At 42.7% G+C, this 24,158-nt stretch carries 24 protein-coding genes; 12 read left to right on the top strand and 12 right to left on the bottom strand.

What is annotated here, in order from left to right:
- Positions 1 to 33: 33 nt before the first annotated feature.
- The 3 genes from treP to treR are packed head-to-tail and all read left to right on the top strand — an operon-like array spanning position 34 to position 3,934.
- Positions 34 to 1,470, top strand: coding sequence for a PTS system trehalose-specific EIIBC component (gene treP / locus AC20OE_RS14990; RefSeq protein WP_041087235.1), 1,437 nt, complete (start codon positions 34 to 36; stop codon positions 1,468 to 1,470).
- A 15-nt stretch (positions 1,471 to 1,485) separates the two neighbouring features.
- Positions 1,486 to 3,186 (top strand): alpha,alpha-phosphotrehalase, encoded by a 1,701-nt coding sequence (gene treC / locus AC20OE_RS14985; RefSeq protein WP_487268942.1) that lies wholly within the window; start codon positions 1,486 to 1,488, stop codon positions 3,184 to 3,186.
- A 19-nt stretch (positions 3,187 to 3,205) separates the two neighbouring features.
- Complete coding sequence (gene treR, locus AC20OE_RS14980; RefSeq protein ID WP_039177134.1) at positions 3,206 to 3,934, top strand: trehalose operon repressor; 729 nt, start codon at positions 3,206 to 3,208, stop codon at positions 3,932 to 3,934.
- Between the two features lie 16 nt (positions 3,935 to 3,950).
- Here treR and AC20OE_RS14975 read toward each other — a convergent pair whose 3' ends face one another.
- Complete coding sequence (locus AC20OE_RS14975; RefSeq protein WP_487268941.1) at positions 3,951 to 8,243, bottom strand: multifunctional 2',3'-cyclic-nucleotide 2'-phosphodiesterase/3'-nucleotidase/5'-nucleotidase; 4,293 nt, start codon at positions 8,241 to 8,243, stop codon at positions 3,951 to 3,953.
- A gap of 254 nt (positions 8,244 to 8,497) precedes the next feature.
- Here AC20OE_RS14975 and AC20OE_RS14970 point away from each other — a divergent pair, with 254 nt between their 5' ends.
- On the top strand, positions 8,498 to 9,016 hold the full coding sequence (locus tag AC20OE_RS14970; protein WP_024425275.1) for a type 1 glutamine amidotransferase domain-containing protein: 519 nt from the start codon (positions 8,498 to 8,500) through the stop codon (positions 9,014 to 9,016).
- 108 nt (positions 9,017 to 9,124) lie between these two features.
- On the opposite strand, the gene AC20OE_RS14965 is transcribed toward AC20OE_RS14970, so the two are convergent.
- A complete protein-coding gene (locus AC20OE_RS14965; RefSeq protein WP_003214000.1) occupies positions 9,125 to 9,340 on the bottom strand; it encodes a DUF1128 domain-containing protein in 216 nt (71 codons plus the stop codon).
- 77 nt (positions 9,341 to 9,417) lie between these two features.
- Positions 9,418 to 10,773: an alanine/glycine:cation symporter family protein gene (locus AC20OE_RS14960; protein WP_039177145.1), complete on the bottom strand. Its 1,356-nt coding sequence runs from the start codon at positions 10,771 to 10,773 to the stop codon at positions 9,418 to 9,420.
- Positions 10,774 to 10,946: 173 nt separating this feature from the next.
- Here AC20OE_RS14960 and AC20OE_RS14955 point away from each other — a divergent pair, with 173 nt between their 5' ends.
- From AC20OE_RS14955 to AC20OE_RS14945, 3 genes are read left to right on the top strand one after another with little or no spacing between them, the layout of a single operon-like run.
- A complete protein-coding gene (locus AC20OE_RS14955) occupies positions 10,947 to 11,417 on the top strand; it encodes a low molecular weight protein-tyrosine-phosphatase (protein ID WP_106025876.1) in 471 nt (156 codons plus the stop codon).
- A gap of 20 nt (positions 11,418 to 11,437) precedes the next feature.
- The gene (locus AC20OE_RS14950) at positions 11,438 to 11,761 is read left to right on the top strand and encodes a YtxH domain-containing protein (protein ID WP_039177147.1); all 324 of its coding nucleotides are present in this window, start codon (positions 11,438 to 11,440) and stop codon (positions 11,759 to 11,761) included.
- A 27-nt stretch (positions 11,762 to 11,788) separates the two neighbouring features.
- Positions 11,789 to 12,607, top strand: coding sequence for a YihY/virulence factor BrkB family protein (locus AC20OE_RS14945; RefSeq protein ID WP_461199390.1), 819 nt, complete (start codon positions 11,789 to 11,791; stop codon positions 12,605 to 12,607).
- A gap of 205 nt (positions 12,608 to 12,812) precedes the next feature.
- Here the strand turns inward: AC20OE_RS14945 and AC20OE_RS14940 are convergent, their stop codons facing one another.
- Both AC20OE_RS14940 and AC20OE_RS14935 read right to left on the bottom strand, forming a co-directional pair.
- Complete coding sequence (locus AC20OE_RS14940; protein WP_487268940.1) at positions 12,813 to 13,319, bottom strand: GNAT family N-acetyltransferase; 507 nt, start codon at positions 13,317 to 13,319, stop codon at positions 12,813 to 12,815.
- A gap of 16 nt (positions 13,320 to 13,335) precedes the next feature.
- Positions 13,336 to 14,499: an MFS transporter gene (locus tag AC20OE_RS14935; RefSeq protein WP_041087254.1), complete on the bottom strand. Its 1,164-nt coding sequence runs from the start codon at positions 14,497 to 14,499 to the stop codon at positions 13,336 to 13,338.
- A 75-nt stretch (positions 14,500 to 14,574) separates the two neighbouring features.
- Here AC20OE_RS14935 and AC20OE_RS14930 point away from each other — a divergent pair, with 75 nt between their 5' ends.
- From AC20OE_RS14930 to AC20OE_RS14920, 3 genes are all read left to right on the top strand, one after another.
- Positions 14,575 to 14,952, top strand: coding sequence for an OsmC family protein (locus tag AC20OE_RS14930; RefSeq protein WP_144626185.1), 378 nt, complete (start codon positions 14,575 to 14,577; stop codon positions 14,950 to 14,952).
- Between the two features lie 65 nt (positions 14,953 to 15,017).
- Positions 15,018 to 16,085 carry a calcium/proton exchanger gene (cax, locus tag AC20OE_RS14925; protein ID WP_487268939.1) on the top strand — a complete coding sequence of 356 codons (1,068 nt, stop codon included), beginning with the start codon at positions 15,018 to 15,020 and terminating at the stop codon, positions 16,083 to 16,085.
- 67 nt (positions 16,086 to 16,152) lie between these two features.
- Positions 16,153 to 16,935: a YfkD famly protein gene (locus AC20OE_RS14920; protein WP_017358796.1), complete on the top strand. Its 783-nt coding sequence runs from the start codon at positions 16,153 to 16,155 to the stop codon at positions 16,933 to 16,935.
- Between the two features lie 356 nt (positions 16,936 to 17,291).
- Here the strand turns inward: AC20OE_RS14920 and AC20OE_RS14915 are convergent, their stop codons facing one another.
- From AC20OE_RS14915 to yfkAB, 4 genes are all read right to left on the bottom strand, one after another.
- Entirely contained in the window at positions 17,292 to 18,011 is a 720-nt protein-coding gene (locus AC20OE_RS14915) for a YebC/PmpR family DNA-binding transcriptional regulator (protein WP_099663036.1), read from the bottom strand.
- A 131-nt stretch (positions 18,012 to 18,142) separates the two neighbouring features.
- Positions 18,143 to 18,544 (bottom strand): nuclear transport factor 2 family protein, encoded by a 402-nt coding sequence (locus tag AC20OE_RS14910; protein WP_487268938.1) that lies wholly within the window; start codon positions 18,542 to 18,544, stop codon positions 18,143 to 18,145.
- Positions 18,545 to 18,643: 99 nt separating this feature from the next.
- A complete protein-coding gene (locus tag AC20OE_RS14905; protein ID WP_106025882.1) occupies positions 18,644 to 19,480 on the bottom strand; it encodes a mechanosensitive ion channel family protein in 837 nt (278 codons plus the stop codon).
- Positions 19,481 to 19,487: 7 nt separating this feature from the next.
- Positions 19,488 to 20,609: a radical SAM/CxCxxxxC motif protein YfkAB gene (gene yfkAB, locus AC20OE_RS14900; protein WP_041106321.1), complete on the bottom strand. Its 1,122-nt coding sequence runs from the start codon at positions 20,607 to 20,609 to the stop codon at positions 19,488 to 19,490.
- 146 nt (positions 20,610 to 20,755) lie between these two features.
- On the opposite strand from yfkAB, the gene AC20OE_RS14895 reads away from it, so the two are divergent.
- Together AC20OE_RS14895 and pdaA are read left to right on the top strand one after the other, a co-directional pair.
- Positions 20,756 to 20,947, top strand: a complete 192-nt coding sequence (locus AC20OE_RS14895; protein ID WP_012009274.1) for an SE1561 family protein — start codon at positions 20,756 to 20,758, stop codon at positions 20,945 to 20,947.
- 101 nt (positions 20,948 to 21,048) lie between these two features.
- On the top strand, positions 21,049 to 21,840 hold the full coding sequence (pdaA, locus tag AC20OE_RS14890; RefSeq protein ID WP_058837471.1) for a delta-lactam-biosynthetic de-N-acetylase: 792 nt from the start codon (positions 21,049 to 21,051) through the stop codon (positions 21,838 to 21,840).
- A 34-nt stretch (positions 21,841 to 21,874) separates the two neighbouring features.
- On the opposite strand, the gene AC20OE_RS14885 is transcribed toward pdaA, so the two are convergent.
- The 3 genes from AC20OE_RS14885 to AC20OE_RS14875 form a co-directional block, all read right to left on the bottom strand.
- Positions 21,875 to 22,357 carry a DUF2716 domain-containing protein gene (locus AC20OE_RS14885; RefSeq protein ID WP_151284135.1) on the bottom strand — a complete coding sequence of 161 codons (483 nt, stop codon included), beginning with the start codon at positions 22,355 to 22,357 and terminating at the stop codon, positions 21,875 to 21,877.
- Between the two features lie 33 nt (positions 22,358 to 22,390).
- The gene (gene corA / locus AC20OE_RS14880; RefSeq protein WP_048240108.1) at positions 22,391 to 23,350 is read right to left on the bottom strand and encodes a magnesium/cobalt transporter CorA; all 960 of its coding nucleotides are present in this window, start codon (positions 23,348 to 23,350) and stop codon (positions 22,391 to 22,393) included.
- Between the two features lie 131 nt (positions 23,351 to 23,481).
- Positions 23,482 to 23,997, bottom strand: a complete 516-nt coding sequence (locus AC20OE_RS14875; protein ID WP_039177173.1) for a hypothetical protein — start codon at positions 23,995 to 23,997, stop codon at positions 23,482 to 23,484.
- Between the last annotated feature and the right edge of the window lie 161 nt (positions 23,998 to 24,158).

Genomic DNA, 24,158 nt, shown 5'->3' with positions numbered 1-24,158 from the left:
CTTATATAAAAAAACGATCTCGGAGGGGATAGTATGGCTGATTATCAGGCAGCAGCAGATCAGATTGTGAAAGCCATCGGCGGCAAAGAAAATATCGATCAAGCGACACATTGTGTAACAAGGCTGCGCTTTGTGCTGAAAGATGAGGGCAAGGTGGATGAGAAAGCACTTGAACAAATTGATGAAGTGAAGGGATCTTTCTCAGCGAACGGTCAATACCAAGTGGTTATCGGCCAAGGGGTCGTCAATCGAGTATATGCCGAAATGGTCAAAAGGACGGGAATTGGGGAAGCCACAAAAGAGGACGTCAAGCGTGCCTCTGATCAAAAATTGAACCCATTGCAGCGTGCTGTGAAAACGCTTGCGGATATCTTTATACCGATTCTTCCTGCTATCGTCACAGCCGGTTTATTAATGGGGATTAATAATATTTTAACAGCTCCTGATATTTTCTTCGATCAAAAATCGATTGTGGATGTGTACCCAGCATGGGCTGATTTAGCGAATATGATCAACTTAATTGCAGGCACTGCCTTCACGTTCCTGCCAGCATTAATTGGCTGGTCAGCTGTGAAGAGGTTTGGGGGGAATCCGCTTTTAGGGATGGTCCTCGGTCTGATGCTCGTACATCCAGACTTGTTAAACGCATGGGGCTATGGAGCGGCAGAGAAGACAGGTGACATTCCTGTTTGGAACTTGTTTGGACTTGAAGTGCAGAAGGTAGGCTATCAAGGACAGGTTCTTCCGATACTCGTTGCCTCCTATTTACTTGCAAAGCTCGAATTATTTATCACAAAACGGACACCTGAAAGTATTCAGCTGTTAGTTGTTGCACCGATTACGTTATTAGTCATTGGATTTTTATCATTCATTGTCATTGGACCTGTTACATTTGCAATCGGTAATGTTTTAACATCTGGACTTGTAGCGGTATTCCAGCAATTCGCAGCACTTGGCGGTCTATTATACGGCGGACTGTATGCAGCATTAGTCATTACAGGAATGCACCATACGTTCCTCGCTGTTGATATTCAATTGATTAACTCAAAGCTGCACGGCACGTTCCTATGGCCAATGCTTGCCTTATCCAACATTGCACAAGGATCAGCTGCCCTTGCGATGATGTTTGTCTTAAAAGATGAAAAGCAAAAAGGACTTTCGCTGACATCCAGTATATCTGCTTATTTAGGAATTACTGAACCGGCCATGTTTGGGGTAAACCTGCGTTATCGATTCCCATTTATTTTTGCTCTGATCAGCTCAGGATTAGCCGGTATGTTTATCGCCTCTCAAGGGGTGCTGGCAAGCTCAGTTGGTGTTGGAGGCATTCCAGGAATCTTCTCCATTATCCCGAAATATTGGGGTGCATTTGCAATCGGGATGGTGATTGTACTCATCCTCCCATTCATCGGTACTCTTTTATATGCAAAACTAAAAAAGAAGAAGGATTTTTCAGACGAACTTAACTAGTGGTGGTGAAGGAATTTGAATCAGCAATCAAATGAACCGTGGTGGAAAAAAGCGGTGGTCTATCAAATTTATCCGAAAAGCTTTTTAGATACAACCGGCTCTGGGACAGGTGATATCAATGGCGTGACGAAAAAGCTTGATTATATCAAAGAGCTTGGGGCGGATTGTATTTGGCTCACGCCAATGTATGAGTCCCCGCAGTATGACAATGGCTATGATATTAGTGATTATACAAAAATCCATGACATGTACGGCACAATGACAGATTTTGAACGCATGCTGAAGGAAGCGCATGAGAGAGGAATACGAGTCATCATGGATCTAGCCGTGAACCATACATCCATTTTCCATGAGTGGTTTCAAGCCTCGCGTGAGTCAAAGGATAACCCTTATCGAGATTATTATATTTGGAAGGAGCCAAAAGCGGATGGATCTCCGCCGAATGATTGGCAGTCGAAATTTGGCGGTCCAGCCTGGGAACTCGACGAAGTAACAGGAGATTATTATCTTCATTTATACGATGTCACTCAGGCGGATCTCAATTGGGAGAAGGATGAAGTGCGTAGGAAAGTATATGACATCATGCACTTTTGGTTTGAAAAAGGAATTGATGGGTTCAGGCTGGATGTCATCAACAACATCTCAAAGGATCAGCGTTTCTTAGATGATGCCGGACAATCTGTGCAAGGCGACGGCCGCATGTACTATACCGATGGTCCGAGAATTCATGAATTTCTGCATGAAATGAACCAGGAGGTTTTTTCGAAATACGATAGCATGACAGTGGGAGAAATGTCTTCAACGAATATCGCAGACTGCATTCGGTATACAAGACCTGATCGGCAGGAGCTGGATATGACGTTTAACTTCCATCATTTAAAGGTGGATTATCCAAACGGTGAAAAGTGGGCGATCGCACCATTTGATTTTCAAGAATTGAAGTCGATTCTGTCTGAATGGCAAACGAAAATGCATGAGGGCGGCGGCTGGAACGCGCTGTTCTGGTGCAATCATGATCAGCCGCGTATCGTCTCAAGGTATGGTGATGATGACACGTATCATCAGCAATCAGCGAAGATGCTGGCGACCACGATTCATCTCATGCAGGGGACTCCTTATATTTATCAAGGTGAGGAAATAGGCATGAAGAATCCTCGCTTTGAGGACATTTCGTCTTATCGTGATATCGAATCACTCAATATGTATGAAGTCATGCTTGAAAAGGGAAAATCAAAGGAAGAAGCACTCGCCATTTTACAGGTCAAGTCAAGAGATAATGCGCGAACACCAATGCAGTGGACTTCAGAGAAGAATGCAGGTTTCTCAACAGGAACGCCTTGGATTGAGCCAGCCAATAACGACATTTCGGTCGAGGCTTCATTAAAAGACCGGACGTCCATTTTTTATCATTACCAAGCCCTTTGCAGACTGCGTAAAGAACTTGACGTGATCACATATGGCAGCTTCTCCTTACTCCTAGCAGAAGATCCAAAGATTTTTGCTTATGTTAGAGAAAGCAAGGATGAGAAGCTCCTCGTGATCAACCACTTTTATGCAGGGGAGACGGACTTTACGCTTCCTGATGAGCTTGTGCAGGCTGTTGATGAGATGGAGAGTCAAGTGCTGTTATCCAATTATGAGGATGTGCCGGCACATATCAAGGGATTTACGTTGCGTCCATATGAGTCAATCGTTTATCATTTAACCAAACGCTAGAAAATGGGGCGGAGGGAAAATGAAAGAGAATAAGTTTCGAGTGATTTATGATCAGCTCGCAAGACGAATTGAACAAGGTGAATGGCAGGATAAAGGTATCCTCCCATCAGAGCATGAGCTTTCGATCATGTACGACACGTCCCGGGAGACGGTGAGAAAGGCATTAAATATTCTTGTGCAAAATGGCTATATCCAAAAAATCCGCGGGAAAGGCTCTGTATTGCTGAATCGGGAGAAAATGCAGTTCCCTGTATCAGGTCTTGTCAGCTTTAAAGAGCTTTCCAAAACGCTTGGCCGAAAGACAGTCACAACGGTTCATGAATTTGGTTTAATCAAACCGGATCAGTATATTCAGTCTCAGCTGAAAATTGACGAACAGACGGACGTCTGGAAAGTCATTCGCTCTCGCAATATTAGCGGGGAAGAAGTGATTTTAGACAAGGACTACTTTTTGCAAAAGCATGTTGAAGTATTGTCTAAAGACATATGCGAAGGATCAATCTACGAGTATATTGAAGGAGAACTCGGTGTATCAATCAGCTATGCTCAAAAGGAATTTGTGGTAGAGCCATGTACAGAAGAGGATGCGAAGTACCTTGATTTAAAGGGATTTGACCATGTCGTCGTGGTAAAGAATTATGTGTTCTTAGAGGATACGAGTCTATTTCAATACACAGAAAGCCGTCACAGGTTAGACCGCTTCAGATTCGTCGATTTTGCTAGAAGAGAAAAAAAGGACAGAGCATAGGCTCTGTCCTTTTCTTTTAGGATGATACATTTTTTCTTGTACGCTTACGCTGGTAGTAATAGAGGATACCGCCTGAGGCAAGCATGAGTACGCCAATCAATACAGCTGTATACATCATTGTTGCTGTATTCGGCAGTGTGCCGCCTGGGAGTCCGGTTCCATCTTGGTTTGGATCTGTACCTGTACCTCCGCCTGGCGCTGAACTTCCGCCGTCTCCACCAGTTTGATCTGGCGTTGTTCCAACTGCCCCGCTTTGGTTGAGTACGGTGTATTCGCTGAAGTGCTTAGTTTGACCTGAAACGGCCCCATTTTCGAATGATCCATTACTTGTTTTGGCATAACGATTTTTCTTGCGGTCTACATAATATACACCAGGTTTCTTTGCCTTTTGAGGCTCATCTAATGTAAAGGATAGTGTAACAGGATCTTTAAAGGTAGAAACCTTTTTCTGATCTTGTTTGATTTGGAAATCATACGTATTCGTTAATGCATTTTTCACCTTATCCGTCTTTGTCATCGATATTTCTGCGTTTTTCTCGGACAAGTTAGAGAGCGGTAATGCGAGTCCCACTTTGTCATGATAAATAGTGACGTTCGGATCTTGCTCTCTTTTCTTCAGCTCGGCTACCTGTGCTTTTGATAGTGACAATTGAACGTTTTTCGCTTCGCTCGCTTTGTCTAAATAGAGCAATGCTTTGTTTGTATGCTGCACATACGTTTGGAATTTCTCATCATCTTGAATGTCATAAGCGCCCTTTCCTTTCGCACGTGGAAGGAACACTTCTTTCACTCGATGATCGATGACAGGAGAAATATGCCCGCCGTCTGCCTGTTCAATTTGCTCTTTGAAGATTTCATAGTCAACATAGCCTAAGTCTTCGCCGTGAGAGGCTTCTGTAAAGACGCTGTAGCCATCGCCGCCTGTCCCGACAAATGCGTTTGTTGCCACGCGGTATGTTTTCTTATCATCAATGTCTGTTAGTTTGCCGTTTTTGTCTTTCAGTTTGACATCAATGAGTCTGCTGCCAGCTGGTTTACTCAGTGTAAACGTATATTCAATGCCGGCTACATGAGGGAATGCGCCGCCGCCTTCCTCAATGCCTGAAAGCCCTTGTTCGAGCGCTTTCTTTATTTGGCTGCCTTTTAAATCCGCAACATAGAGTGTGTTTCCGAATGGCATGACCGTTAAAATATCACCTAAAGTGATATCTCCTTTTTCAATGCTGCCTCGAATACCGCCGCCGTTTGTGATGGCAAGATCAGCACCAGCAGATTCCTGCGCTTTCTTCAGCATGCCGTCAGCAATAAAGTTCCCAAGGTTCGTTTCCTTCGCCCGGACGTGCTCTCGTTGTCCGTCTAAGAGGACATCAGTAGACCCGACTTTTTCCGTTTTTAAATCTTGAATATCTGCCTTGTACTGATCGAGGATCGCTTTTGCATCGGCATCTTCTTTGACAGAGTCATCGATGGTGATGAGGTCAAAAGAAGATTTCTTTGGCTGTACGACTCCTTTTTGATTAAAGGCCACATCTACTTTCCCTAAGAATTGTCCGTAGTCTTTCACCTGCGCGACAATCGTTGGTTCTTTCTTATTGACGACCTTTAATTTTTCTACAAGGGTGTGCGTGTGACCGCCAATGATTAAATCAATACCGTCTACTTTTTGAGCCAGCTCAAGGTCACGGTTATAGCCAATGTGTGTTAAAGCAATGATTTTATTGATTTTTTCTTCTGTTTGAATGGTGTTGACTGTTTCCTTTGCTTTCTTGTATGCATCCTTGAATTGAATGTTAGGGCCGCTGCTGGATGTAATGGCCGTGTCTTCAGTGGTTAAGCCAAATACAGCCACCTTTTCACCGTTTACATCAAGCAGGATGTATGGGTAAATCCCAGCTTCTTTTTTCTCACCAGCTTTAAATGTGGCTGGCTTTTTCACTAAGCCGCTCAATTGTTTTTCCTTAGAGACATCAACGTTTGATGACACAATCGGGAATGCAGGCTTTTCAAATTGGTGACGGTTTTTCGCATCTACATCTGATGCATCACCTGTCAGGAATTGACGAAGAACAGAAGGACCTTTGTCAAATTCATGATTACCAAACGTCATGGCATCATATTTCATTAAGTTCATCAGTTTGAGGTCGGCAAGTCCTTGCCATTTTGTGAAATATAGGTCACCAGAGAAGACATCTCCAGCATCTAATAAAATGTTGTTCTTGCTTTCTGCCCGAACTTCTTTAATCTTTGTGGCACGTCTTGCCGCATCATCAAGGTGTGCGTGTGTATCGTTTGTATGCATCACCGTTAAATTCCAGTTGTCTGATGCAGGCGGTTCTGTTGTGCCATCCTCTTTAAAGGCTAGCTTGTACACACCAAGACCATCTGTGCTGGCGTTACGAACAAAGTCTACACTGCTAGATTTTTCAGCAAACGGCTTAGCTAAAAGAGAAGATTCGAATGTGACTGTTGCGCCTTTGATTGGTGCAATGGACCAGTTTTGATCCGCACTTGGGTTGATGGTTTTTTGTTCGATAATATAATCCATCAGCACTTGGCGGTTCTCATCGGCTGAGGCAAGCACCACTTTATCTTGCGTCAGATGCGGGAAGCCACCGCCGCCAGAAGCTCGATAGTTGTTTGTCACGACTAAAAATTCTTGATTGTCAGAGACTGGTTTCCCGTTGTAGGACAGGTTTTTGATACGGTTTGCCTTCGCATTGACAAGAGTGCCTGTTGTGCTGTACTTAGCAGGCTGCGTCACATCAACTTGATAGGTGACACCATCGATCACATCAAAGTTATACGAGCGGTATTCTTCGTTTAAAATAGGCTGTTCATTTAAATCGTTTGGCTTGATCTGATTAAACTGTCCGGCAGACATCTCGAGCCAGTCTTTCACTTCACTGCCTTTCAGTTTGACAATTTGCACGGTGTTATCGTAAAGGTAGAGATCGCCGATGTTTTTAATCGCTAAATCACCTTTTGCGATATTTGTATAATAATTTACACCGTTTCGGCCGCCGGCTTTAAACGGGGCGCCTGCAGATAAAATCGGTAAGTTTTTGTATGACGTATCCTTCATTTTTTCTTGTGCATACCATTTTTGTGCATCCGTCACAATTTGAATAGAAGGGTCATCCATCACTTGAGCAAAAAAGCTGTTAATGTCTGCTTCTGTTTTACCGACAGGCTTTCTTACATAATCAAGTGTGTTTTGATGCGTCGTTTGAATAGCATCTTTTACAGTGCTGTTTTGAGAGGTGACTCCTGCAACAGATTCAATCTTTCCTGTTCCATCTGTGACTTTCCAGTTGCTGCCGTCAGGCTCTAATGTTAAATCAATGACGCCGAGGTAGCTTCCCCAGTTTTTAGACATGACGACTGGAATGCCGTTGATGGTTCCTTTTGAGACATCGAATTTGTCAACGCCGCTATATTCAGCGCTTGGGAATGTGCCGTGCTGGTGGCCAGACACGATCGCATCAATGCCTTTCGTTTTCGTGGCAAGGTCAAAGATCATATTTTCTGATCCTTTAGGCGAAGCGGTTTTTTCAATTCCTGTATGGGCAAGAGCGACGATGATATCTGCTCCTTTTTCCTTCATTTCAGGAATGGTTTCATTGGCAGATTCGACGATATCCTGCACTTGAACTTGTCCATCTAAATGCTTCTTATCCCACGTCATAATTTGTGGTGGAACGAATCCTATGTAACCGACTTTCACAGTTTGTGAGGCTCCGTTTGCGTCTTTAAATGTTTTTTCTTGAATCACATAAGGCGTAAAACGGTGTTCTCCATTTAACTTTTTGACGTTCGCATTGACAATTGGGAAGTTAGCCCCGGCAATAGTACCGTCAAGAAATGATAATCCGTAGTTAAATTCATGATTGCCAAGTGTTCCTGCATCGTACTTTAGTTTGTTGAGTGTATGAATAATGGGGTGAACCTTTGTTTGATTGATGATGCTGTCTTTCTCATTTTTGTAAACGTATTCTCCAAGAGGGGTTCCTTGAATCAGGTCTCCGTTATCAACAAGGAGTGTATTTGGATTTTGTGAACGGTGCTTTTCAATTAGCTCGGCTGTTTTTGCCAAACCAAATTCATTTGTTTCTTTGTCGCTGTAATAATCATAGTTCATCATGTTCGCATGAACATCCGTTGTGGCTAAGATGCTGACTTTTACGGCATCGCCGTTTTCTATTGCTGCATGAGTAGGTACTGCTGGGAGAATGAGACTAATCATCATAATGGAAGTGAGCAGAATAGACAGGTTTTTCCTTCGTTTAGACCTATGTGTTTGCTTCTTCACCTGATCTCCGCCTTTCTAATTTTTTTGACCACAATACCTATTGTAGAAATGTTTCGTTAACTTTTGTAGTTATTTTTTGCAGATTATTGTAAAGATAACATAAATCATACGAATTACCTTGTTGAGGAAATATAAATAAGTCTAAATGCTTATTTTTATCATAAGGGGTTTTCTGATCGGGATAGGATGTTTGATTTCAATGTACCCGGGTATAGTGTGTAGTGTAAACGATAATCAAGCAGGAGGGTTTCTACATGGGTAAGAAAATTGCAGTTGTATTAACAGATTACTTTGAGGATGTTGAATTCACCGAGCCTGCAAAAGCCTTTAAAGATGCAGGCCATGAGATCACAGTAATTGAAAACGAAAAAGGTAAAACAGTGAAAGGGAAGCAAGGAGAAGCAGAAGTGAGAGTGGATGCGTCCATTGATAACGTGAAGCCTGAAGACTTCGATGCACTACTGATTCCTGGCGGTTTCTCACCAGACATTCTGCGTGCAGATGATCGCTATGTCCAATTCACAAGAGCATTTATGGACGAGAAAAAACCAGTATTTGCGATCTGTCACGGACCGCAATTGCTCATTACAGCGAAGACGCTGGAAGGCAGAGGCGCGACTGGCTATACATCCATTCAAGTAGATATGGAAAACGCAGGCGCCAAATTCAAAGATGAAGAAGTTGTTGTTTGTCAGGATCAGCTTGTGACAAGCCGTACACCTGATGACATTCCAGCATTTAACCGTGAATCATTAAAACTGCTCGCAAAATAAGCAGTTTTTGACAGGATAAATAAAGCCAGCACCTTGCGGGGTGCTGGCTTTTTCTGTGCATGGATGGAAGAAAGCGGCGTAAACCGCAATCTGGTTTCCTTTGCACGTTTATTTTCTTAAGTTTTTTAGTTCGCTTGCGATGGCTTGCATTTCACTTGGGCTGAATGAAGATTTTTTCATCACCATTTGGTGTAGAAATTCAATATCTTCGTACTTGTCTGGACTGAAGTCCTCGGCTTTGATGACTCCAATGTTCAGCATATTTAACTTTTGCGAAATGTCTTCAATCAGCTGATTGACTTCAGCCGCTTTTTGCTCTGACAAGGGCGGCACGTCCTTTCCTGCATATGTGTTGAATAACATGTCTATTTTAACAGAAATGCAAAAGAATAAAAGGGCTATTAAGACGACACGGAGATGTTTTTCTCCTTTTTCTCCTGCTTGATCTTATCAATGATTCGTTTAGATTCAAACACGACAACTCCTGATAAACCGATAAGGCCGATTAAGTTCGGAACAGCCATCAGTCCGTTTAGCATATCCGCCACGCCCCAGACGAAATCATTCTTAAACACGGCACCGAAAAAGACAGCAATAACAAACACAACACGATAATACATCACATACGAATCTTTTGCCAAATATGTAAAGCATTTTTCACCGTAATAGGACCAGCCAATAATGGTGGAATAAGCGAATAAAAGTAAGCCGATTGCAACAATGATTGAGCCGATTGGTCCAAGGAAATGAGCAAAGGATAACGAGGTGAGTGCATCACTTTTTTCTGTGACGTACATATCGGCCATGACAATTGTGATCCCTGTAATGGAACAAACAATCATCGTATCAATAAATACTTGCGTCATTGACACAAGCGCTTGACGAGCAGGCATATCTGTTTTGGCAGCAGCTGCAGCGATTGGTGCAGAACCAAGACCTGCTTCATTGGAAAATACCCCTCTCGCCACACCCCAGCGGATTACGGTACCGATCGCACCGCCTGCAACGGCTTGACCTGTAAATGCATCCGTAAAAATGAGCCCGACTGCACTTGGGACAAGATCCGCATTCATGACAAGAATGATCAGCCCGCAAATGACGTAGAATAAAGCCATGACCGGTACAAAAATAGCCGTCACCCGGCCAATGCTTTTAATCCCGCCTAAAATCACGAGCGCAGTAAAGGCCGTAATAATAATGCCTGTGATCCATGTTGGAATCTGAAAGGTTGAATTCATGACACCAGAAATCGAATTTGACTGCACGAGATTCCCAATTCCAAAGGCAGCCGCAGCACCAAAAATAGCAAACAGCACCCCTAGCCATTTTTGCTTCAAGCCATGCTCCAAATAGTACATCGGCCCGCCGGACATTTCACCTTTTTCATTTTTGACACGGTATTTCACTGCGAGAACAGCTTCAGCATATTTTGTCGCCATTCCAAAGAACGCTGCAAACCACATCCAAAACACAGCGCCTGGTCCGCCGGCAATGACAGCAGAGGCGACCCCTACAATATTTCCCGTTCCAACCGTTGCAGCAAGAGCTGTCATTAATGCTTGGAAGTGAGAAATATCACCTTCTGATGTCTTGTCTTGCTTTGAAAATGCAAGCTTCAGCGAATAGGGGAGCAGCCTAATTTGAATAAAGAGTACGCGAAAGGTAAGGTAAATCCCAGTCCCCACGATCAAAAACAAAAGCGGCGGTCCCCATAATACATCATTAATATTGCTGACAATCTGTTCTACCCATCCCATATGTATCCCCCTTTATTTGTGCAATTCTCCTAAAGTGTCCCCTTTTTTTGTATAATGTGTCAATGCCGATGGGAGTTTTTCTTGCAAAGTTTTCAAAAGAAAAAGGGCTTGATATGATAGAGAAAAGGTTTTCGAAAGCAGTTTCTAGGGAAAAGATAGGAGGAGAATGAAGGATGATTCATGTATTATTCGTATGTCTTGGCAATATTTGTAGGTCACCGATGGCAGAGGCCATGTTTAGAAAACGAGTAGAAGATGAAGGACTAAGCGAGCACTTTGTCATTGATTCAGCAGGCATTGGCGGCTGGCATCAAGGCAGTCCTCCGCATGAAGGAACACGAAAGCTGCTTGATGAAAAAGGGATCAGCTATGAAGGGATGTCCGCAAGACAAATCATACATGAGGACATCACAGCATACGACTATATCATTGCGATGGATGCTGAAAATGTAGGGGCACTTCGCAGTATAGCCGGTTATGGGAAACATCACTTTATTGGCCGTCTTCTTGACTTTGTTGAAGACGATGATCGAGATGATGTGCCAGACCCTTATTACACTGGAAACTTTGAGGAAGTACATGATTTAATTGAAACAGGAATTGATCGTTTTTTGACGTATGTAAAGAAAGAGAAACACCTTTAACTGAAAGGAGATCAGACGAGATGGAAGAGAAAAATCAAATCATGCTTCGAGGAGCTGTGATAGGAGCAGCTTGCGGCGCACTGCTGACATTATTTCATCGGCCAACGAGAATTGCGCTTAAAGACAAATGGGATGACTGTCAGGAAAAGCTGGCGGAATACCGTCAGGAGCCAGCCAGAATTTCTGCTTGCGTGAAAGAAAAAATGGAAGAAACGAAGCAGCTGATGAGAACAGTCTCAGATGATTTGTCATTTTTAAATGAACAAGTCAATCAGTTAAAGGAAACAACCCCAAAAGTATTAGAGATTATTGAAGAAACAAAGGATCACTTTCGATCGAAATAGAAAGATTGATCATTGGAGATGAAGCGTATGGGTTTTATTAAAGCGTTAATTGAACGCTTTTTGCTGCATGAAGGACCAGCAAAATCTGCTGAGCTTGCTTACTTCTTTTTGCTTTCATTATTTCCGTTTCTCATCTTCGTGCTGACACTCGTTGGATATTTGCCGCTGACGTCGAAGGATGTCCTGAGCGTCATTTCTGGTTATGCGCCAGAAGGAGCGCTTTCGATGATTGAATCCATCGCCGAAGAGACACTGAACAGCCGCAACGGCGGATTGCTGTCATTCGGGATTATTGCCGCCCTTTGGTCTGCATCTAACGGGATTAATGCCGTCGTCAGAGCATTTAACCATGCTTACGAAGTTGAGGAAAATCGTTCCTTCATTCTCGTACGTTTAACATCAATCATCTTAACTATAGCGATGGTTCTTACGATTATTTTTGCCTTAATGCTGCCTGTCTTTGGAAAAGAACTTGGCTTATTTGTCGCAAAATTAATTGGGCAGTCAGATGCCTTTCTCACCATTTGGACGGCCATGAGGTGGATCATTAGCCCGCTGATTTTATTGATTGTGTTTACAGCCTTGTACTATTTCGCTCCAAACATCAGACTGAAATTGAAATTTGTTCTGCCAGGCGCCATTTTTGCATCGGTTGGATGGATTTTGGTGAGCATGCTGTTCTCATTTTACGTAGGCGAGTTTGCTAATTACAGCGCGATGTACGGAAGTATTGGGGGAATCATTATTTTAATGATCTGGTTCTATTTAACCGGCATCATGATTATCCTTGGCGGCGAGCTTAATGCGCTTTTACATAAGCGTAAAATCGTACCAGGCAAGGTGTGAAGAAATCCGGGCATCCTAAAGAAGAACGAACATGTTCAATCTTGATGGATGGGGGAATCACATATGTCCAAACAATCGAAAAAAGGCGGAAGCAACACGAAACAAAACAAAGGCCATCAGCCAAAGCACAAAACAAGCGGCAGTGCGAACGGGCAAAATGGTTATCATTAAATGAAAAAAACTCCTCTGCGGTGCAGGGGAGTTTTTATTTCGACAATCGTATATACCGCTTAAGGATAAAAGCTGTATCAGGTTTTGACTGGTAATGAGAATCAAGCTGAAACCCTGCGTTTATCGCTACACGTTCACTTCTGACATGGCCAACAGGACAAAAAATTTCAAATCCATCGACTTTAGGAGCAAAGGTATCTGTCATATATTTCACGATGGTTGTCACAATGCCTTGTCCTTGAGCGTCTTCATCAATCCAATAACCGATATTGCCTACTTGTTGATCAAACGTCAGACGGAGCACACCGATTAATTGCTCGTTCAGCTGAATGCCAGCTTCCAACCCTTTTTGTTCAATGTAGGTGGTTTGAGTTGATTGAATAAACGTTTTGACTGCTTCTATGCTTTTGCAGTGATGAACCCAAGGCAGCCACTCCCCTAAATGAGCCTTATTTTTTTGAATAAGGCTAAATAGTGTGTCCGCATCATCTATTTGTAGAGATGCCAAAGTCAACTCATTTGTGATGTTATAGGTAAACAACGATTGACTCTCCATTTTAGTGACTTTCCACCACTGCCGTCGTTCTCCCAAACCGAACACAGCAAAACACAAATAATATCACGATACTGACAAGGTAAAGTAAATTCATTCCTTCAAACGTTTGCACAAAGAATCCTCCAAGTACCGGCCCGAGAATACTGCCTGCACTAAACGCCATCCCGCACATCAAATTCCCGGCGGGAAGCAGATGCTTTGGCAATAAGTCGGTCATATAACTGATGCCAAGTGAGAAGGTAGAGCCTACAGCCATTCCGGCGATAAAGAAACAGATGGCGACAGCCAAAACGGATTGAATGAAGATCCCTGCTAAAAGGAAAAAGAATGATCCAGCGAGTGTCACACATAAAATGATGCGGCGTCTGCCAAACCGGTCACTGAGCATCCCAAGAGGAAGCTGAAAGACAATGCTCCCAATGGCAAACGCAGGTAAAATAAACGCAACTGCATCTACTGTCACCCCGCTTCTTAGCGCATATACAGGGAAGTTACTATTAAGCGTCGTTTCTAAAAATCCATAGCAAAATGGCATCATAAAGGCGACCCAGCCAAATTGAAAGGCCTTTTTGAAGCGCTTCAAACTGTTTGTCTGCTCTGACGTTTGCACTTCGCCCGTATCTGGATATGTATTTTTTAAAACAAACACAAGCAGCCAAATACATAAACTAACGGCACCAGAAACAATAAAAGGCAAAGCTGGATTGATCTCAATGAGCGGCGTTAAAAAAGGGCCGGCGGCAAAACCGAGTCCAAACGATAATCCATACAGTGAAATGTTTCTTCCGCGATTTCTCGAGGATGAAGCATAGGTCACCCACGTCTGTGTAGAGAAATGCAGCATATGGTCACCAATCCCGATCATAAGCCGGAGGAAGAACCAGACGACATAAGATTCAAAAAACACAAAGCTAAACAAGCTTAAAAAGACAGCGGCGCCTCCAATGACGATTAACGGCTTAAATCCAAATCGGCGAAGCGGTGCTTCCATAAAAGGAGACGCAAGCAGTACTCCGAGATATAAGCCTGTGGCATGCAGTCCGTTTAACGTAGGAGAAGTACCGGCATGTTCAAAAATAATGGAAATGACAGGAAGTAATGCACCCTGTGAAAAACCAGACACGGATACAAGTAAAATTAAAATCATAAAGTGAATTCTCGACATAAGATGCTCCTTACAAGTTCATATTTTCATCGTACAATGGAACCATAGGGGTTTCAATAGAAAGGTGGAAAAGGAATGAAGCTGACATACGAAAAGGATCATTGGATCGCACATAATGAGGACAGGCAGCTGCCTATTTCAGGAACAGAAGAAATGGGGTACCGTCCATCTCAATTGTTCACCTCAGCCATTGCAGGCTGCTTTGGAGAAATGCTCATTCATGTGTGCCGTAAAAAGCGAATATCCTATAAAGGGCTGACGATCACACCTGAAACGACAAGGGCAGGAGCTGTAAACAAGATTTCCTGCATTCATTTACATATCTTATTTGAAGACATTAATACATCTGATGAACAAATCGATAAAGTGATCACCCTTGCATTGAAGCATTGCTCTATGGTGCAGTCCGTGAAAGGAAGTATTGATATCACCTTCTCACACGCACGAATCTAAAATGTATATGATGCCGGCACTCACGAAAGAATAACAGTCAGACATATGTAAAGGAGAATGGCTGTATGAATCGTTTATTTCTTGTGATTGTCGCAATCGGTGTTCCGCTATCGGTGATTGGCAGTTTTCTTCATTTCCCGCAGGTTCTCATGTTTGCGGTTTATTGTATCGCCATTATTGGTCTTGCTAGTTTTATGGGAAGAGCCACAGAAAGTCTTGCCATCATTGCGGGGCCCAGAATTGGCGGACTTTTAAACGCTACATTTGGAAATGCGGTGGAGTTAATCATTTCGTTTTTTGCTTTAAAGCAAGGACTGACGGCCATCGTACTTGCATCATTAACAGGATCGGTCATCGGAAATTTACTGCTTGTGGCTGGCTTGTCTTTTTTCGTTGGCGGATTAAAATATAAGCGCCAAGTATTCAATGTCCATGATGCAAGGCACAATTCAGGCTTGCTCATGTTTGCCATTATTGTAGCGTTTGTCATTCCAGAAGTGTTTTCGATGGAGATGGCAGAGAATAAACAGTTTGTTTTAAGCATTGGGATTAGCATTGTCATGATTTTGCTTTATGTCGCGGCGCTCTATTTCAAACTGGTCAGCCACCGCGGGGTGTATGTTGCCAAGCAGGAGAGCATGGAAGGCGAAGCAGAGACGGAAGAAGAAACACCTGAATGGTCTGGCAAGTTTGCCACTGTCATTTTGCTGCTTTCGACAATCGCAGTTGCGTACATTTCAGAGCGTCTTGTTCATACATTTGATACGGTAGGAGAACAATTTGGCTGGAGTGAGCTGTTTATCGGTGTCATTATTGTGGCCATCGTCGGCAACGCAGCAGAACATGCCTCAGCTGTCATCATGGCGTATAAAAACAAAATGGATGTAGCAGTAGAAATCGCCTTTGGCTCCACGCTTCAGGTTGCCATGATGGTCGCGCCAATCCTTGTCATCAGCTCTCTATTTTTCGACAAGCAGATGCCGCTCATTTTTTCCTTACCGGAACTCATTGCGATGGCATCCTCTGTGCTGCTCACGGTCATTTTATCAAATGATGGTGATACAAACTGGTTTGAAGGCGCCACATTACTCGCTGCCTATTTTATTATGGCGATTGGATTTTTCCTTTTATAATCTTTTGTGGATAAGGGGCGTCTTTCGGGAAAATACTATGGAAAAATGAATGAGAAAGAGTGATGATATGAAAAAGATGCCCCGCATCATGTTTGTTGTTCTCTTATCCTTAAGTTTTCTATACAGCTTTCCAGCGGAGGCGGCAAAGCCATTTAAAGTGCCATCCTCTGTCGCAAGTATTTCAAAGGAGAATACGTATCCGAACGCGTCACAGGATCAGCCGCTGCTCCAGCCGAGCGAGCTGACGGCTGAATTGTTCAAAACAACAAGTGTCCCGATTGAGAATACTCATTTGATTAAAATGCTGAATGAATCCAGCATTTCAGGGACGCCATTAGCAGTTGGATACCGCGCGACCATTTTCCTTGGGAGATGGGCACTGAGCTACGATTCAAACGAAACAGTCGCCAATTGGGAATACAAAAAGGTGAATACGAACCATATTGATAACAGAGGCGGCAATAAAACAGCCATTGGAAAATACGTTCAAAAGCAGCAAGTGAAAGTAAGCGGCGGACTCACAGCAAAAGTACCAAACCCAGAAGATGTGAAAACATTGATGATGCAAAAAGCCATTCAAAAAACAAAGCTGCCCCTCGCGTTTGACACCGTAATTGGTGCAGGAACAAAACGAGATCAGTCTTACCATGTCTCTCCAAAAAAAGCAGCATCGCTTCATGCCTATGCACCAGCGATTAACGAAAAAGGTAAGGTTACTTACGGAGAAGTGTACCTTGTGCTAAAAGGAAATAAACGCAAACTCGTCGTAAAAAACGTGACTTCGCAAGGAATCGGCGCTTGGATACCTGTTCAGGATCACCTGACGTTTGGGTTTCAAGGGATGAATTAAAACAGTCATCTCCTCTTATCAACAGAGGAGATGACTGTTTTTTGCTAATAGGGTTTCTCTTTTTTTCTTTTTAGTTCATTTTTGTAAAAGTCAAAGGCGTTATATAAATACCAAATGATAAAAAGAAAGAAGATAACTTTAGACAATATCGGTAAGTCGTTGAAAATAAGACATAGGCCAAGATAAGGGATGATCATAAATCCATAATAAGAAAACCACCATGTTTTAAAAATGAAACTCATCTCCTTGAAAATTGTAGACATTAACACATTATACATATATTACATTTTATTGAGAAAATAAAAAAGCCATAGTAGAAGTTGAATGAACTCAACGACTACTATGGCTTAAGTTTTTTATTCCCCTATATCCACATTATGATAAACCTGCTGCACGTCTTCAAGCTCTTCTAATACATCGATCAGCTTTTCAAATTGTGCTTTAGATTCATCATCTAACGTCACTTCGTTTTGCGGTAGCATTGTGATTTCAGCGACAGTGAATTCTTCAACACCGGCTTGTTTGAATGCTTCTTGTACTTGATGGAATTGATCTGGTTCAGCGTACACAATCACCGTTTCATCTTCTTCCATGATGTCACGTACATCAACATCTGCTTCCATTAAAAGCTCAAGTGTTTCTTCTTCGCTTTTCCCTTCGACACCGATGACAGCTGTTTCGTCAAACATGTAAGCAACAGAGCCGCTTACGCCCATGTTTCCGCCGTTTTTCCCAAATGCTGCTCGAACATCTGAAGCTGTACGGTTCACGTTATTGGTGAGGGCATCAACGATTACCATTGATCCGTTTGGACCAAATCCTTCGTAGCGCAGCTCATCGAAGTTCTCTTCCGCACCGCCTTTGGCTTTTTCAATGGCACGGTCCACAATATGTTTTGGGACACTATATGTTTTTGCACGTTCTAGGACAAAACGAAGTGCTTGGTTTGATTCTGGGTTTGGCTCACCTTGTTTGGCAGCCACATAGATTTCACGCCCGAATTTTGCGTAAATACGACTTGTACTGGCATCCTTTGATGCTTTCTTTTCTTTAATGTTGTTCCACTTACGACCCATCTTATTCACTCTCTTTCACTTAGAAAATACACAGTATGAGGGTCCCCATGCTGCATGAAATCATTCTGCTATCTATTATACATGAATCAGTCAAGAGGATAGAAGTAAGAGGGCTGAAATGAAGAGAATTGTTAGCTGATGTGCCCAAGCTGTTCAAGCATTTCATGTTTTTCGTGAGCCCGAGTCAGCTCGTCGCACCGAATGATCCTGCCATCTGATAAGGTGAAAAGAGCTGTGACATCTATTAAACCCCCGTCTCCGCTTGCAAGGTCAACATGTACCGTGTAACGAAAACACGCTTGCTGCGTTTCTTCATCAAATAACACATCATGAAAGGCGGGGATCGCAAGCTGTGTTGTCATTTCTTTTAATGTGGATAGATGCTTTTTAAACTCATTAAGCGTGGACACCTTCCCATCGGTCACTTGCTGATAGTCAGGAGAAAAATAAGCCTCCACCTTTTTTTTATCGAACTTGGTTAACACCTCTTGATACATCTCCTTGATGAAAGAAATTGCTTCTGTTTTTGTCATTCCATACATCCTCTCTATTATTAACTGATTAACTAAATAACATTATAATTAACCGGTTAACAAAATACAAATAAAAAAATAACCCCATATAGAATGAGGTTATTTTGCAGGCTGGGGATAAGCGAGATCTTCAAGCAATTTGACATCATGCTGATGAAGTTGCTTGATCATTTCTTTTCGCACAGCGAGAGCGGCTTCGAAGTATTTTTCGTCTTCGACCATTCCCTTAACTGTGATTTCAATCCCGCGATTCAGCTTATTCAAGCCCATAATTCCATGAACTTGAAAGGGTTCAATGGCATTTTGGAATTCATCTTTTTTAAGTAAATCATGATGCATTTGATTTAAATTGTCACATGCTGATTCAAGTGCTTGGAAGGCGATATCTGGGTTTTGATTCGCGCTAATTAACACAGATTCCGTAATCCGCATATATTGCATGTTATAGTTTTGGATTTGCCTGATATCCCCGTTAGAAATGGTTAACAGCTTGCCGCTCCATTCTCTAATTTGCAGAGAGCGGAGACCAATCTCTTCAATGGTTCCATTAAAGAGGTTATTCACCGTCACATAATCCCCTTTATGAATCTGGCGTTCATAGATGAGAAAAATGCCTGCTAAAATATCACGAATGAGCGTCTGGGCGCCAAAACCGATGACGATCCCAGCGACACCAGCACCCGCAAGAATTTTCCCAAAGTCATGAAAGAAAAGAGAAATGACATAGAGCACAAAGCAAATCGAAGCGGTGTATTTCGTGACCGATTTGACCAAGCTCTCGATCGTTTTCTTCTTTTTATCCTCTATAAACTCAGTTCGTTTAAAGAAAATTTGAAGGGCTTTGTTGATCATAAAGACAGCAAGCCAAAGAACGAGCCCAACAAGGAGAATTTCAATGTATTTGTTTTTGACCACTGTCAGAAATGTATCGTCCATCTATCGATTACCCCCTGGCTGTTCGAGAAGTAAAATCAACATCTTGATAATAGCTGTTTTTCACTAGAACATTCGGACCGAGGCACTGCACGCTTGGGCAATGACAATTCAGCTCTTTTGCTAATTTCGTGTCCATCCAGCGTGTATAGGCTGATTGCAATGTATCAGTTGCAATGTTTCCAAGCGGCGGTGTATCGCCAAAGTCTGTCACAATAATATTCCCATCAAAAATATTCACATTCAACCGTGAACGGCCGTCAGGGTCATTCCGTACTGTGACATTTTTCTCCTGGCGCAATCGATTAAGGAGACGCTGGTCTTCTTCATCTGTGCTGCATGAATAAAATGGCAGGGTGCCAAACAGCATCCATGTGTTTTGATCGCGAATATCAAGCAGCTGATGAATCGCATCCCGCATTTGCGGAAGCGTCAATGATTCAAGGGCGCTGGCGAAATCACTTGGGTACATCGGGTGAACTTCGTGGCGCTGGCATTTCATCTCCTCGACGATCTGCCGGTGGATGTGCTCAATATATGGAAGCGTGCGCTTATTCAGCATAGTTTCAGCGGATACGGTTACGCCCGCTTTGACAAGTGCCTGACTATTTTCAATCATGCGGTTAAATAATTTCTCGCGCTGCTCAAAGGTTGGTTTACGGTCCATCATGGCAAAACCGACTGTTGCAAACTCTTCGACAGTGCCCCAGTTATGTGAAATGTGAAGGACATCTAAGTATGGAATAATTTCTTCATAGCGCGCCAAATCAAGGGTTAAATTTGAATTGATTTGTGTACGCACGCCGCGTTCATGGGCATACTTTAATAAAGGAACGACATATTCCCGTACAGATTTAAGAGAAAGCATAGGCTCTCCGCCTGTAATACTGAGTGAGCGCAGGAGCGGAACTTCATCTAAACGGCGAAGTAACAAATCTATCGGCAGCGCATTCGGGTCTTTCGGCTGTAAGGTATAGCCGACCGCACAATGCTCACATCTCATGTTACACAATGTTGTTGTCGTAAATTCAATATTAGTCAGCTTCATTTCTCCGTAATCCTGCACATCGAGATAGGCTTCCCAAGGGTCGTATGCAGGTGTGATCGGACGAAGTGCTGTTTTTTGGTTCATGGTATCTATCTCCTTTTCATTCGGGCAAACGTAGACCCGCCAACAGTTAATTTTAAGCCTCATCACGGTTATACGCAAGAGGGACACAATTGATTTACAAGGGAAAAAAAGATAAGCTATAAACAAACGCTAAAGGGAGTGTATCGATGGGCAAGGCAGCAGACAGCAAAGAACAGCAGGTTGATTATTTAAAGAACCGATTAGATATGTTTATGAATGTGATTGATTCATTAGATCCCGAATCAACAGACGTTGAGGATATAGACAGACTGATCCAGATGATTGACGACCTGGAAGCGAAATATGAACGGTTTAAAAATGATTGGAAGGAAGAATAGCTCGCGCAATGCGGGCTTTTTTCTTTAAATTGGCAGGTGAATCGGTGTATGAGTCTCGGTCTTATTCTGCACAATAGAAGAAAAACCGGGAAGTGACGTAAATGAAAAAATTCATGCTGATCTGTTTATGTGCGCTTTTTGTTTCCATGCCTCTTTCAGAAGCAGGAGCCGTGTCTAATAAGCCCATCCACTGGGGATTTGCGAAAAGCAAAGAGCACAGGCCGCCGGATGCGGGCAAAGAATTGACGGCACTCTTAAAAAAGTATGATGCCTTCTATTTAGGCAACACGAAAAAGAAAGAGATTTATTTCACCTTCGACAACGGCTATGAAAATGGGTACACACCCAAGATCTTAGACGTGCTGAAAAAACATCAAGTACCAGGCACCTTTTTTGTGACAGGTCATTTTGTAAAGGACCAGCCCGGGCTTGTCAAACGTATGGCAGAAGAAGGTCATATCATTGGCAACCATTCCTATCATCATCCAGATTTAACAACAAAAAGTACGAAAGAAATCAAAGAAGAACTGGACCGTGTCAATGAAGCTGTGTACAAAATCACAGGAAAGCAAGATAACCTCTACCTTCGTCCGCCGCGCGGTGTGTTCAGTGAAAGGGTACTAAAAGAAACAAAACAGCTCGGCTACCAAACTGTTTTCTGGTCAGTAGCGTTTGTAGACTGGCATATCCATCATCAAAAAGGAAAACAGTATGCTTATGATCAAATGATGAAGCAGGCGCACCCAGGTGCCATTTACTTACTTCATACCGTCTCAAGAGACAATGCAGAAGCGCTGGATGATGCCATCACCGCTCTGAAAAAACAAGGATATTCCTTTAAAAGCCTAGACGATCTCATGCTTGAAAAAGTATGGCATCTGCCTCAGCTATAGAAAGAAGCCTGCAGAAGACCTGCAGGCTTTTTGATTATCCTTCTCTGATTTTATGCTGAAACAAAAGAGGGGGATGACGTGAAAAAGAGTCAATCAAGCCCTCACCGAAAATTGTGATGCTTTGCTCCCAAGGATGTCCTAGCAGCCCCCAATTCATTTCTTTTGATAAAAAGAAATAGTAATCCCCATTAGGGAGAACAGGAACTTTCCATTCTCCAAATTCATCTTTTTCAAACGAGCCATATGGTGTGATCCAGTAGCATTCGTGCTGCCAATCAAGTGCCAGCATATATTCGTCTGTTCCGGTGATATTCTCCTGAAAAGAGAGCAGTGCCTTTTTTTCAAGATCTTCATCTGCATGTAGAAGAGAAGAGTCCTCAAAATACGCAGAGATGTCATATGTGATGTAAGGAGAGGGTGCTTGAAAAGCGGGAAAGCGAGAGATGCTTGGTTTAAATTTGAACTCTCGCGCAAAAGTCTTCCAGGCGAATTTTAATTCTTTGTCTTTCAGTGGAATCCAGTTTTCCTCCCAAGCACTTCTCTCAAAACATTATTTAAAAATCCTAAACCACCCTTTATGTTTAAACCATAAAAGCATTCCCGAGACGAGCAGCCCCATGAAAATCAGCACGCCAAAATAGCCGTATTTCCAATGTAATTCAGGCATGTTGTCAAAGTTCATTCCGTACACCCCAACAATAAAGGTCAGTGGAATAAAAATGGTCGACACAATGGTCAATGTCATCATAATCGCATTCATCCGGTTGGAATTCAGCGTCTGATAGCTGTCTCGTAAATCCGCTGTCATGTCCCGGTTCGACTCAACGATCTCTGTTAGTTTCAAAAGATGATCGTAAATATCATTAAAATACGCTTGGCGGTTTGTATCGCTTTTCATCGTATTTGTGTTCACAATACGATATAAAAGGTCCCTCATCGGGATAATCGTTCTTCGCAGTTTGAGCAAATCGGATCGGATTCCGAATACTTCGTTCATCAACGTGCCATACGTTTTATGACCTTCTTCATCCTCAATTTCATTCAGCCTGTCCTCTATTTGATAAATAATAGGGAAATAATCATCAACGAGCTGATCAATCAGCATGTAGGCAATATGCTCGGGTCCGCTGTTTCTTTCTTTATCAGACCCCTTGAGCTTTCGAATGACACGATCAATGTATGGCGCTTCCTTTAAATGAAAGGTCACGATATAGTTTTCACCAACAAACAGATCAACTTCCTCAGAACGCAGCGTTTTTTGATTAAGGGCATGTAGCACGAAAAATAAATACCCCTCATAAAAATCAAGCTTAGGCCGCTGCAAATAATGGAAGCAATCCTCAATCGCAAGCGGATGGAACTGAAAATATTCCTTCAAAAGCGCTGCTTCCTTTTCCGTTGGTGCATGAAAATCAATCCAATACCAGGCGATTTCGGGGCTTGAAAGCTGCTGCATTGTTGCATGTTCAATCAAGTCGCCGTTTTTTGTCACTGCAAGTTTTCTCAGCATGTGCACCCCTCCAGACTTGCATTATATCATGAAGCAGCGCCGGTGAACTTATACGTTTTCTACATAAAAAAGCCGATCTCAGAAAGAGATCGGTTAAATGTGCGTGTATGATTGATGGATAAAACCGAGAATTAAGGACGATGGAACGTAACGAATTTATCTTGACGGTCAAACCAGCCTCTAAACGCCCAGTTATCCCAGCCGCCATCGCCGTTGTTTTTAAATGTACCGCTTTCGAATACCCAAATTCCGTAAACAACATTACCAAGATTAGCAGTAGCGAAAGTTTTGACGCCGTTAAAACGGTCTTCGTAGTTCTGGCTTAGGTTAAAGACCATGACATTATATCTGCCGCCAGCAGCGTAGAATGTGCTTTCCATGACGCTTTTCACGAATCCAGAACGGTTTGCATTTGCGTTTACTGCGTTTACAATGGCATTGGCAATCCCAAGAACATCAAAGTTTACGTTAACATTAGGGCTAGCCGTAGTGCCAGCTTTACCTTCAGCAGCAGCTTTGTTTAAGACAGTTTGCTGAAGTGTAGTAGAAACAGGTGCTGAAGTTTTTGGCTCAGCAGCGTCAGCGAATAATGGCAGTGTCGAAGAAACAGCAGTGGCAAGTGCAACAGAAAGAATGGTTTTTTTCATTGGTCGGATCTCCTTTGTTTTTTAATTTTGGGTCTTCTTTTTTGTAAAATGTGAAACTAGGTGAAGCCGGTTATCAATGAGGTAAATATGTTCTTGCAAGATAAAACAAATGATTGCCTAATCCGCTAATTCCTTTGTTCACCTCCTTGATATGCCATAAT

Source organism: Bacillus sp. SRI_025 (genome assembly GCF_057592095.1).
The sequence above is the reverse complement of the archived record's forward strand: the minus strand, read 5'-3'. Positions and strand labels throughout refer to the sequence as shown.